At 71.8% G+C, this 10,509-nt stretch carries 9 protein-coding genes; 1 reads left to right on the plus strand and 8 read right to left on the minus strand.

What is annotated here, in order from left to right; translation table 11 throughout:
- Positions 1 to 31 precede the first annotated feature (31 nt).
- From ACZ69I_RS31115 to ACZ69I_RS31150, 8 genes are all read right to left on the minus strand, one after another.
- Positions 32 to 799 carry a ferredoxin reductase gene (locus ACZ69I_RS31115; RefSeq protein WP_470835907.1) on the minus strand — a complete coding sequence of 256 codons (768 nt, stop codon included), beginning with the start codon at positions 797 to 799 and terminating at the stop codon, positions 32 to 34.
- Entirely contained in the window at positions 792 to 1,421 is a 630-nt protein-coding gene (locus ACZ69I_RS31120; protein WP_470835908.1) for a sulfite oxidase-like oxidoreductase, read from the minus strand. The genes ACZ69I_RS31115 and ACZ69I_RS31120 overlap by 8 nt, the downstream gene beginning before the upstream one ends.
- Entirely contained in the window at positions 1,418 to 2,767 is a 1,350-nt protein-coding gene (locus ACZ69I_RS31125; RefSeq protein WP_470835909.1) for an amidohydrolase, read from the minus strand. The genes ACZ69I_RS31120 and ACZ69I_RS31125 overlap by 4 nt, the downstream gene beginning before the upstream one ends.
- 79 nt (positions 2,768 to 2,846) lie before the next feature.
- Positions 2,847 to 3,620, minus strand: a complete 774-nt coding sequence (locus ACZ69I_RS31130) for a phosphorylase family protein (protein WP_467680792.1) — start codon at positions 3,618 to 3,620, stop codon at positions 2,847 to 2,849.
- Between the two features lie 78 nt (positions 3,621 to 3,698).
- A complete protein-coding gene (locus ACZ69I_RS31135; RefSeq protein WP_467680794.1) occupies positions 3,699 to 5,309 on the minus strand; it encodes a glycerol-3-phosphate dehydrogenase/oxidase in 1,611 nt (536 codons plus the stop codon).
- 5 nt (positions 5,310 to 5,314) lie between these two features.
- On the minus strand, positions 5,315 to 6,862 hold the full coding sequence (glpK, locus tag ACZ69I_RS31140) for a glycerol kinase GlpK (protein ID WP_467680796.1): 1,548 nt from the start codon (positions 6,860 to 6,862) through the stop codon (positions 5,315 to 5,317).
- A 70-nt stretch (positions 6,863 to 6,932) separates the two neighbouring features.
- On the minus strand, positions 6,933 to 7,724 hold the full coding sequence (locus tag ACZ69I_RS31145) for an MIP/aquaporin family protein (RefSeq protein WP_467680798.1): 792 nt from the start codon (positions 7,722 to 7,724) through the stop codon (positions 6,933 to 6,935).
- Positions 7,725 to 8,159: 435 nt separating this feature from the next.
- Positions 8,160 to 8,924 carry an IclR family transcriptional regulator gene (locus ACZ69I_RS31150; RefSeq protein WP_470835911.1) on the minus strand — a complete coding sequence of 255 codons (765 nt, stop codon included), beginning with the start codon at positions 8,922 to 8,924 and terminating at the stop codon, positions 8,160 to 8,162.
- Positions 8,925 to 9,205: 281 nt separating this feature from the next.
- On the opposite strand from ACZ69I_RS31150, the gene ACZ69I_RS31155 reads away from it, so the two are divergent.
- The coding region (locus tag ACZ69I_RS31155; RefSeq protein ID WP_470835912.1) for a homocysteine S-methyltransferase family protein at positions 9,206 to 10,509 on the plus strand (1,304 nt) is incomplete at its 3' end.

Here is a 10,509-nt window from a genome sequence, read left to right on the forward strand (position 1 = left end):
AGGCGATTATGGGCCCGTGGCGCGGCTCCGGTCAGCCGAAGCGTTCGATCCTGATCCGGTCCACCGGCTGGCCGCCGCTCACCAGCAGCCGCGAGGCGTGCTCCGCGAACCCGTTGGAGCCGCAGATGTACGCCTCCCAGCCGCCCTCGGGCCGTCCGGCCTCGCCGAGGAGGCCGGCCAAGTGCCCCGCGTTCAGGCGGCCTTCGGAGCGGGTCAGGACGACGGTGGTCTCGTCGGCGTACTCGTTCGCGTAGATCAGGTCCTCGGGCGTGCGCGCCGACACGATCAGGCGCAGCGGCACGTCAAGGCCCGCGAGGCGGCGGTGGCGGACCATCGACATCAGCGGCACTACGCCCGAGCCGGCCCCGAGCAGCAGCGCGGGACGGTCGCCCGGCCAGGCGAAGAAGCCGGCCAGCGGCCCCCGCACCTCGACGGTGTCGCCGACGCGCGCCACGGTGTGCAGATGGCCCGACACCTCACCGCCCGGCACGTGGTCCAGGGTCAGCTCGATCTCGCCGCTGCCGTCGGGCGCGGACGCGATCGAGTAGTGCCGCTGGGCGACATAGCCGTCCTCGGCGGTCAGCCGCAGCATCAGGTGCTGGCCCGGAACGTGCCCCTCCCACTCGGGCACCTTCAGCCGGAACGTCGAGACGAGCGGGGTCTCGCGGCGGATCTCCACGACGGTCGCCCGCTGCCACACGGCCGCCGAGCGACTGCTCACGTCGATGCGGCCGGGCACGGCGAACGCCGTCGGCGGCACGAACGGCGCCGACGCGGGGGTGTACGAGGGTTCAGTCACCGGAGTAGCGCTCCTCGGCCCACGGGTCGCCCCGGTGGTGGTAGCCGTTCTGCTCCCAGAAGCCGGGCTCGTCGCGGTCGGTGATCCGCAGCCCCGCCACCCACTTGGCGCTCTTCCAGAAGTACAGGTGGGGGACGATGAGGCGGGCGGGACCGCCGTGCTCGGGAGGCAGCGGCGCGTCGCCGTACTCCCACACGATCCACGCCCTGCCGTCGCTCACGTCGGCAAGGGGCAGGTTCGAGGTGTAGCCGGTGTGGGAGTACGCGATGACGTGCGTCGCCCCGGGCAGCGGGCGGGCCGCCGCCAGGAACGAGTCCAGGCTCACCCCGCCGAACCGCACCCCGAACTTGGACCAGCTCGTCACGCAGTGGATGTCGCCCCGGTACTCGGCGGCGGGCAGCGCGTGCGCCTCGTCCCAGGTCCAGGTCCGCGGGGCGGCGACGAGCCCGTCGACCCGGAACGTCCAGTCGGCGGCGGCCAGTTGCGGGGTCACCTCGGCGGACAGGACGGGCCAGGTGTCGCCCGCGTCGTACTGGCCCGGCGGCAGCCGCGGGTCGCGGTCGGCGGCGCGGGCGCGGCCGGTGAAGCCGCGGGTCGGTTCGAAGTCGGTGCCCGGGGTCATACCGCGCTGCTCTCCCGCTGGGCGGCCGCCGTCAGCTCCCGCAGCACGGCGGGCTCGTCGAGGGTCAGCAGGGCGCGGTCGCGCATCAGGACGCGGCCGTCCACCACGGTGTCCCGGACGTCGGCGGCCGACGCCGCGTACGCGAGCGTCGACCACGGGTCGTGGCGGGGCGCCAGGTGCGGCCGCGCCAGATCGAGGACGATGAGATCGGCGCGCTTGCCCGCCTCCAGCGAACCCAGCTGGTCGCCGAGGCCCAGGGCCCGCGCCGACTCGACGGTCGCCATCCGCACGGCCTGCTCCGCGCCGACCGCCGTCGGGTCGCCGCCCGCCTTGTGCACGAGCGCGGCGACCCGCACCGCGCCGAGCAGATCCAGTGTGTTGGAGCTCACGGCGCCGTCCGTGCCGAGGCCGACCGTGACGCCCGCCGCCAGGAGCTCGGGCACGCGCGCGATGCCGCAGCCCAGCTTCAGGTTCGACACCGGGCAGTGCGCGACCTTCGTACCCGTGCGGGCCAGCGTCGCGATCTCCGCGTCGGTCAGGTCCACGGCGTGCGCGAGGAGCGTGTCGGGGCCGAGCACGCCGAGCGAGTCGAGCAGCTCCACCGGCCGCATGCCGTGCTGCTCGGTGACGGCCGCCACCTCGCCCGCGTTCTCCGCGGCGTGCAGGTGCAGCAGCGCGCCGTGCTCGCGCGCGAGCCCGGCGATCGCCGTCAGCTGCTCGGGGGCCAGCGTGTACGCGGAGTGCGCGAAGACGACCGGGCGGGTGCCCGGCGTGGCCTTGCGGGAGGTGAGCGACCGGGTCGCCCAGGCGAGCCGCTCGGCGTAGGGGCGGCCGTCCGGCGGGACCGGCACGTCCATGAACGTCGGGCCGCAGAGCAGCCGCCACCCGGCCTCGCGGGCCACCTCCTCGGCCGCCTCGTGGAACCAGTACATGTCGAGCGCGGTCGTGACCCCGCCGCGCACGGACTCGGCGATCGCGCCCCGGATGCCCGCTGCCACCGTCTCGGGCGAGAGCAGCTCGGCCTCGCGCGGGATCACGCGGGCCAGGAATCCCTGGAGCGTCACGTCGTCGGCGATGCCGCGCAGCAGCGTCATCGCGAGATGGGTGTGCGTGTTGATCAGGCCGGGCAGCACCAGGCAGCCGCGCGCGTCGATCTCCTCCGCCGCCTCGTACGCGGTGCGCAGCCGCTCCGCGGGCCCCACCTCGACCACCCGGCCCCCGCGGACGGCGACCGCGCCGTCCGCCACGACGGTGCCCTCGGCGTCGACCGTCAGGACGTCGCCGCCGTGCACCAGCAGGTCTATGGAGCCGCCGCGGTCCTGGGCCGGCAGGTCAGTGGCATGCATCGGGGTCGCGCTCTCCCTGGTCGTTCGTCGTCCGACGTCGGTGCTCGTCGTCCGGTGCTCGGTCGTTCGGTCTCGTCGTTCAGTGCTCGGCGGCGGCCAGCAGACGCAGCGCGTCCAAGGCTATCCGGGCGCCCCGCTCCACCCCGAGAGCGACCACGTCGCGGTGCGGGTCGTAGCCGCCGGTCGCGTCCTTGTCGACCAGCTCGTCGGCGTTCGCGCCGTCCACGACCAGCGCCCCGCCCGCGGTCAGGCCGTGCGTGGCGGCGAAGACGAGCAGCGCGGAGAGCTCCATCTCGATGGCGGCGATCCCGGCCCGCGCGTACGCCTCGCCGGGCAGCGGCAGGAAGCCCGGCTGGAACGCGGCCCGCGTCCACACCACCCCGCGGTGGTGCGGCGCGTCGGCCGCCCGCGCCGCGCGCTGCAGCGCGAGGACCGCCTCGGGCGCCGAGAACGCCGGGTACTCGGCGGGGATCAGCTGCTGGGTCACGCCGTCGTCGCGCACCGCCGCGTCCGCGATGACCAGGTCGCCGTCGCGGATGCCGGGCCGGATCGCGCCCGCCGTGCCGAGCCGCAGGATCGTGCCGACGCCCGCCTCGGCGAGCTCCTGGAAGAGGAGCAGCGCGCCGGGGGCGCCGACGCCGTGCGAGGCGACGACGACCGGGGTGCCCTGCCAACTGCCCGTGAACGTGCGGTACTCGCGGTGGTACGACACCTCCTTCGCGTCGGACAGGAGGTCGGCGACGGCGGACGCCCGCCCCGGGTCACCGACGACCACCGCCCGCGCGGGCAGGCCGGTGCGGGGGACTCGGGTGATGGGCAGCGCGTCGGAGGGTGACGTCGAGGGAGAGCTCACGCGGGTGATCGTACGCAGCGCCGGACACGGGTGAGGGGCGGCCCCCGACGGGAGCCGCCCCTCACCCGGCCGCTGGGGTCAGGCCTTCTTGCCCAGCAGGTCCTCGACCTTGCCGCGCACCTCGTCCGTGGCCAGGCCGCGGATCGTCAGCGTGGTGCGGCGGCGCAGCACGTCGTCCGCGGTCTCGGCCCACTCGTTGTCACGGGCGTAGACGACCTGGGCCCAGATCTCCGGGGCGTCCGGGTGGACGCGCTCGGCGAGCTCCGGGTTCTCGTTCGCCAGGCGGGCGATGTCGAAGGAGAGCGAGCCGTAGTGCGTCGCCAGGTGCTGGGCGGTGTCGGCGGCCATCCGCGGGCCCGGGGCCGGGCCGTCCACCAGGAGGCGGTGGGCGACCGCGCGCGGGTTGGCGATACCGGGCAGCGGCAGCTTCTTCGGCAGCTCGGAGATCGGCTCGTAGTCGTCGCCGAGCGGGTGGCCCGGCAGCGACTCCAGCTTCTTCATCACCGTACGGCCGATGTGGCGGAACGTCGTCCACTTGCCGCCGGCCACCGACAGCATGCCGCCGGTGCCCTCGGTGACGACCGTCTCGCGCTTGGCCTTCGAGGTGTCGCCGGGGCCGCCGGGCAGCACCCGCAGACCCGCGAAGGAGTACGTGATCAGGTCGCGCGACAGCTGCTGGTCGCGGATGGAGAAGGCGGCCTCGTCCAGGATCTGGGCGGTGTCGGCCTCCGTGACGCGCACGTCCGCCGGGTCGCCCTCGAACTCCTCGTCCGTGGTGCCGAGCAGCAGCATGTCCTCCCAGGGGAGGGCGAAGGTGATGCGGTACTTGTCGATCGGCGTCGCCAGCGCGGCCTTCCAGGGGGCGGTGCGCTTGAGGACGAGGTGCGCGCCCTTGGAGAGCCGGATGGAGGGCGCCGCGTCGGGGTTCTCCAGCTTGCGCAGGTGGTCGACCCACGGGCCGGTCGCGTTCAGGACCAGGCGGGCGTTGACACCGAACTCGTCGCCGCTCATGCGGTCCTTGAGCTCCGCGCCGGTGACCCGGCCCTTGGTGAAGCGCAGTCCGGTGACCTCGGCGTGGTTGAGGACGGTGGCACCGGCCTCGACGGCCGCGCGGACCGTCATCAGGGCCATGCGGGCGTCGTTCATCTGGTCGTCGCCGTACACGGCCACGGCCTTCAGGTTGTCCGTGCGCAGCTCCGGCACGTCCTGCGCGGCCTTCGACGGGCTGAGCAGGTGGCCGACGCCGTCACCGAAGGCGGAGAGCGCCGAGTAGGCGAAGACGCCCGCGCCGAGCTTGGCCGCGCCGTGCGGACCACCCTTGTAGACCGGCAGGTAGAAGGTGAGCGGGTTCGCCAGGTGGGGGGCCACCTGGCGGGACACCGCGCGCCGCTCGAAGTGGTTCTCCGCGACCAGCTTCACCGCGCCGGTCTGCAGGTAGCGCAGACCGCCGTGGAGAAGCTTGGAGGAGGCGGAGGAGGTGGCGCCGGCGAAGTCGGCGGCGTCCACCAGGGCCACCCGCAGTCCCGACTGCGCGGCATGCCAGGCGGTGGAGATGCCCAGGATCCCGCCGCCGATCACCAGGAGGTCGTACGTCGCCTTGGAAAGCTGCTCCCGGGTCTCGGCGCGGCTCTGGTGGGAACCGGCAGCCGGATGCGTCCCGAGGGCAGGGACGCTCTGCAGGGTGGTCATGGTTCTTACTCCTCGGCAGCGTTCTCGTCGAGCCAGCCCATCGACCGTTCCACGGCCTTGAGCCAGCTCTTGTACTCACGGTCGCGGGTGCCCGCGTCCATGTGGGGGGTCCATTCGGCGGCCCGGCGCCAGTTGGCGCGCAGCTCGTCGGTCGAGGACCAGAAGCCGACGGCGAGACCGGCGGCGTAGGCGGCACCGAGGCAGGTCGTCTCGGCCACCATCGGGCGCACCACCGGTGCGTCGAGGAAGTCCGAGAGGGTCTGCATCAGCAGGTTGTTGGAGGTCATGCCGCCATCGACCTTGAGGGCCGCGAGCTCGACGCCGGAGTCCTTCGTCATGGCGTCGGTGATCTCACGGGTCTGCCAGGCCGTGGCCTCCAGGACGGCGCGCGCGATGTGCGCCTTGGTGACGTACCGGGTGAGGCCGGCGATCACGCCGCGGGCGTCGGAGCGCCAGTACGGGGCGAACAGACCGGAGAAGGCCGGTACGAAGTAGGCGCCGCCGTTGTCCTCGACCGACGACGCGAGCGTCTCGATCTCGGCGGCGGAGTTGATCAGGCCCATCTGGTCGCGCATCCACTGCACCAGCGAACCGGTGACCGCGATGGAGCCCTCCAGGGCGTAGACCGGCTTCTGGTCGCCGATCTGGTAGCCGACCGTGGTCAGCAGCCCGGAGTAGGAGTTGATGGCCTTGTCACCAGTGTTCATCAGCATGAAGGTGCCGGTGCCGTACGTGGACTTGGCCTCGCCCTCGTCGAAGCAGGTCTGGCCGAACAGGGCCGCCTGCTGGTCGCCGAGCGCGGAGGCGACGGGGATGCCGCCAAGGAGGTCGCCGAGCTGGCCGCCGGTGACCTCGCCGTAGACCTCGGCGGAGGAGCGGATCTCGGGGAGCATCTGCATCGGGACGCCGATGGACTGGCAGATGCGCTCGTCCCACTGCATCTCGTGCAGGTTCATCAGCATCGTGCGCGAGGCGTTGGTGACGTCGGTGACGTGCTTGCCGCCGTCGACACCGCCGGTCAGGTTCCAGATGACCCAGGAGTCCATGGTGCCGAAGAGGATGTCGCCGGACTGGGCGCGCTCCTGCAGGCCCTCGACGTTCTCGAGCAGCCAGCGGGCCTTGGGCCCGGCGAAGTACGAGGCCAGCGGGAGGCCGGTCTCGCGGCGGAAGCGGTCCTGGCCGACGTTGCGCCCGAGCTCCTTGCAGAGCGCGTCGGTGCGGGTGTCCTGCCAGACGATGGCGTTGTGCACCGGCTCGCCGGTGTTCTTGTCCCAGAGCAGCGTGGTCTCACGCTGGTTGGTGATGCCGATGGCCTTGATGTCGTCGCGGGTGATGCCGGCCTTGGAGATGGCCCCGGCGACGACCTCCTGGACGTTGGTCCAGATCTCGGCGGCGTCGTGCTCGACCCAGCCCGGCTTCGGGAAGATCTGCTCGTGCTCCTTCTGGTCGACCGAGACGATCCGGCCGTCCTTGTCGAAGACGATGCAGCGGCTCGACGTGGTGCCCTGGTCGATGGCGGCGATGAAGGGGCCTGCGGTGTGTGCGTCGGTCACGGTGTGCTCCAGAAGTTCTTTGCTGACGGCTCTCTGGCCTCTGTGGCGGTCATCGGTCGCTGTCGCGGGTCTACTTGAACGCGACGTTGTAGAGACCGCCGGCGATGGCGCCGCCGATCAGCGGACCGACTATCGGCACCCAGGCGTACGACCAGTCCGAGCTGCCCTTGTTCGGCAGCGGGAGCACCGAGTGGATGATGCGCGGGCCGAGGTCGCGGACGGGGTTGATCGCGTACCCCGTGGGGCCGCCGAGGGAGAGGCCGATGCCGACCACGACGAGCGCGGTGATCAGCGCACCGAGCGTGCCGAGGCCGTTGCCGCCGTCGTTCAGGCCCTGGGTCAGGATGGCGAGGACCAGGACGACCGTCGCGATGATCTCCGTGAGCACGTTCTGGACGTAGTGACGGATCTCGGGGCCGGTCGAGAAGATGCCGAGCACCGGGCCGGCCGCGGGGGCGGCCTTCTGGTCGACCATGCCCTCCTCGACGGGCTGCGCCGCGAGGATCTCGGGGTCGGTCAGGTGGGCCTTGAACTGGCCCATGTAGGTGACCCACACCAGTACGGCGCCGATCATCGCGCCAAGCAGCTGCGAGGCCAGGTACAGCGGAACGTCGCTCCACTTGGTGCCGCCCTCGATGGCGAGGCCGAGAGTGACCGCCGGGTTGAGGTGGGCACCGGAGACGCCGCCGGCGAGGTAGGCGCCGGTCAGAACCGCGAAGCCCCACCCGAAGGTGATCGCGAGCCAGCCGGCGTCCTTGGCCTTTGAGCGCTTGAGCGTGACGGCGGCGCACACGCCACCGCCCAGCAGGATGAGCACGGCGGTACCGATGGTCTCGCCGATGAAGATGTCGGAGCTGGACACCCGCGACTCCTTTGTCCTTCGTCCAGGGGAAGGCGAACCCCGGGTCCCTCCGGTGGTCCGCGACCTCAGGTGAGGTCGTTGTGCCGGCCCTTGGCCTTGTCACACTCTAGCGCGTAATGCCGTTAGGTGTTCGACAATGCCGACCGATGGACGCGAGTCTCACCCCGTGGTTACTCGCTCGTCAAGAGTTCTGTTATTGAAAACACGATCGTTATTGATCGTTTCGCCTTATCGGACTGCGCCTCGCGGTCCGGGAGGCCGCGCACGCCTGTCGATCGTCGCGCGAACGGGTGTCACCTGCATGTTGAGGCTTCGCGAGCGGGGCGGCGGGGGGGGCGGCGACGAGGCGCCGCGGAGGGAGCGGCAGGGGGCGAGGACGGGCGGGCCCGCAGGTGTTCTGCGGAGGGTGGGCGGGAGAGAGGCCGACGGCCCGCGTCAGAAGCGCCCGGCTCCGAGATCGCGGGAGACGGCACGCGCGCAGTCCCGCACCGCGGCGATCAGCTCGGGCCGCAGCTCCCCGTCCCGGCAGACCCGCTCCACGGCGCCGGTGACGCCGACCGCGCCCACCGGCATCCGCCGACGGTCGTGGATGGGGGCGGCGACGGAGGCGATGCCCTCCCACGTCTCCTCTACGTCCGCCGCGTACCCGCGCGCGCGGGTCACGTCGAGGACGTCCTCGAAGGCGTCGGGATCGGTCACCGTGTGCACGGTGAAGGTCTTGCTCTCGGCCTCGACGGCTTCGTGGTGCGCGACCGGGTCGTACGCGGAGAGGACCTTGCCGAGCGCCGTGGAGTGCAGCGGCTGCATGGCTCCCACCTCCAGGACCTGACGGCTGTCGTCGGGCCTGAACACGTGGTGGACGATCAACACGCCCTGCTGGTGCAGCACGCCCAGGTGCACGCTCTCGCCGCTGGAACGGGCCAGGTCGTCGGTCCACACCAGGGCCCTGGCCCGCAGCTCGTGCACGTCCAGATAGCTGTTGCCGAGGCGGAGCAGCTCCGCCCCCAGCTGATAGCGGCCCGACGCGGAGTCCTGCTCGACGAAGCCCTCCGCCTGGAGGGTGCGCAGGATCCCGTGCGCCGTACCCTTGGCGAGGTCGAGGGCGGAGGCGATCTCCGAGAGGCCGAGCCGCCGTTCGCCGCCCGCGAGCAGTCGCAGTACCGCCGCGGCCCGCTCGAGCGACTGGATGTTGCGTGCCATCGCAGCCCCGACCTCCGTCCCCTCGCAGTATGTCGCCGCACCTGTGTCGACGTTCGACAATGCTGAACACTATCGGTCGTTGTCGACCTCTCGCTAATGCGCGGACAGACCGTGTTGCCCGTGCTCCCCGTGTCAAGCATGCGAACGAGCCATGTCCGCCCCGCACGTCCGTCTCGTGGACTACTTCACCGCGGGACCTTGGTCCCGGCTACCCTGACCGAGTGCGCCCTCCAACCAGAAGGCGCAAAGCCGACAGCCGTCGCACTCCAGGGAGCTCTTTCATGGCCTCGTCGCCAACCCCGTCGTCGCAGTCCACGCCTGTTTCGTCCGAGAGCAGGACCCGAGCCGACGCCCTCCGCGAGGCCCTGGCCACCCGTGTGGTGGTGGCCGACGGCGCGATGGGCACGATGCTCCAGGCGCAGGACCCCACGATGGAGGACTTCCAGCAGCTCGAGGGCTGCAACGAAGTCCTGAACATCACCCGCCCCGACATCGTGCGCTCGGTGCACGAGGAGTACTTCGCGGTCGGCGTCGACTGCGTGGAGACCAATACGTTCGGCGCGAACTTCGCGGCTCTGAACGAGTACGACATCCCCGAGCGGAACTTCGAGCTCTCCGAGGCCGGTGCCCGCATCGCCCGCGAGGTCGCGGACGAGTTCACCCGCGACACCGGCCGGCAGCGCTGGGTGCTCGGCTCGATGGGCCCGGGCACCAAACTGCCCACCCTGGGCCACGCCCCGTACGCCGTCCTGCGCGACGCCTACCAGAAGAACGCCGAGGGCATGATCGCGGGCGGTGCCGACGCCCTCCTGGTCGAGACCACCCAGGACCTCCTGCAGACCAAGGCCGCCATCCTCGGCGCCCGCCGCGCTCTGGACGCCACCGGCGCGAACCTCCCGGTGATCTGCTCGGTCACCGTCGAGACCACCGGCACCATGCTCCTGGGCTCCGAGATCGGCGCCGCGCTGACCGCTCTGGAGCCGCTCGGCATCGACATGATCGGCCTGAACTGCGCCACGGGCCCGGCCGAGATGAGCGAGCACCTGCGCTATCTGGCCCGCCACTCGCGTGTTCCGATCTCCTGCATGCCCAACGCGGGCCTGCCGGTCCTGGGCAAGGATGGCGCCCACTACCCGCTGACCGCCCCGGAGCTGGCCGACGCCCAGGAGAACTTCGTCCGCGACTACGGTCTGTCCCTGGTGGGCGGCTGCTGCGGCACGACTCCGGAGCACCTGCGCCAAGTGGTGGAGCGGGTGCGCGGCGTGGAGCCCACGCGTCGCGAGCCGCGTCCGGAGCCGGGTGCCGCGTCGCTGTATCAGAGCGTGCCCTTCCGTCAGGAGACCGCCTATCTGGCGATCGGGGAGCGCACCAACGCCAACGGGTCGAAGAAGTTCCGTCAGGCGATGCTGGAGGGCCGCTGGGACGACTGCGTGGAGATGGCGCGCGATCAGATCCGTGAGGGCGCGCACATGCTGGACCTGTGTGTGGATTATGTGGGCCGTGACGGGGTGGCGGACATGGCCGAGCTGGCGGGCCGCTTCGCCACCGCCTCCACCCTGCCGCTGGTGCTGGACTCCACCGAACT

The organism is Streptomyces sp. NPDC036815, assembly GCF_055609205.1.

What these genes read in the sequence shown, in the direction of transcription:
- ACZ69I_RS31120 (WP_470835908.1), bottom strand. Translation starts at nt 1,421, where the DNA reads ATGACCCCGGGCACCGACTTCGAACCGACCCGCGGCTTCACCGGCCGC.
- ACZ69I_RS31125 (WP_470835909.1), bottom strand. Translation starts at nt 2,767, where the DNA reads ATGCATGCCACTGACCTGCCGGCCCAGGACCGCGGCGGCTCCATAGAC.
- ACZ69I_RS31135 (WP_467680794.1), bottom strand. Translation starts at nt 5,309, where the DNA reads ATGACCACCCTGCAGAGCGTCCCTGCCCTCGGGACGCATCCGGCTGCC.
- ACZ69I_RS31150 (WP_470835911.1), bottom strand. Translation starts at nt 8,924, where the DNA reads ATGGCACGCAACATCCAGTCGCTCGAGCGGGCCGCGGCGGTACTGCGA.